Origin of the sequence: Patulibacter medicamentivorans, from assembly GCF_000240225.1 — a bacterium.
Classification (GTDB): Bacteria; Actinomycetota; Thermoleophilia; order Solirubrobacterales; family Solirubrobacteraceae; genus Patulibacter; species Patulibacter medicamentivorans.
The window spans coordinates 1-810 of the sequence record NZ_AGUD01000278.1; the positions used below are offsets into that span (position 1 = coordinate 1).

At 78.4% G+C, this 810-nt stretch carries 2 protein-coding genes; both read left to right on the top strand.

Translation table 11 applies throughout. The features are described from left to right. Positions 1-423: hypothetical protein (locus PAI11_RS27525; RefSeq protein ID WP_040601053.1), on the top strand; the 423-nt coding region annotated here is incomplete at its 5' end. Further along, on the top strand, positions 420-810 hold a 391-nt coding region (locus tag PAI11_RS19420), incomplete at its 3' end, for an MlaD family protein (RefSeq protein ID WP_040601054.1). The genes PAI11_RS27525 and PAI11_RS19420, both read left to right, overlap by 4 nt.

The window sequence follows — 810 nt, forward strand, 5'->3', positions numbered from 1 at the left end:
GCCCGCGACCTGCGGGCGCTCGCGCCGGGCCTGAGCACCGCGGCGACCCGCCTGCGGCCGTTCCTCCGCCAGGCCCGGCGGGCATCGGACGACCTGGCGCCGACGCTGCGCCAGCTGCGCGGCGCGCTGGTCGGGCGCGAGGGAACGTTCACCTCGCTGGGCGCCGGGCTGCGGACGGCGGCCGCGATCGCGCCCGACCTCGACCGCGCGCTGGCGGCGGTGCAGGACGCGGCGCCGGCGATCTCCAAGGGCTTCTTCGTCAACTTCACCGACCAGGGAGCCGAGCCGGGAACCCAGCTGGGCGACCCGTTCGCCGACCCCGCCCGCAACTACTGGCGCGGCGCCGCCGTCTTCTCGTGCGAGGCGTTCGGCGTCCCGATCGAGCCCGGCTGCCTGCTGAAGGCCCTCGGGAGGGACCGATGAGCCGCCGTCGCCCCGCGCACGCGCAGGACCGCCGGCGCCGCGACCTGCTGCTCGGGCTGCTCGTCGTGGCCGTGCTGGCCGCGATCGCGTACCTGTCGACGGTCGCGATCGACGGCGGTCCGCTGTCCGATCCCTACGAGGTCCGGATCAGCGTCCCCGGCGACGCGCCGCTGCTGAAGGACGGCGACGACGTGCGGATCGCCGGGCAGCGCGCCGGCACCGTCCGGCGGGTCGCGGCGGACCGCTCGCGCGGCGGCCGGCCGGGGGCGCTGGTGACCCTCGCCCTCGACGACGGCCCGATCGGCCGCGACGCCCGCGCCGCGGTGCGCCTGCGGGGGATCGCCGGCGCGGTCTACGTGGCGCTCGACCCGGGCGACCGCTCGCGTC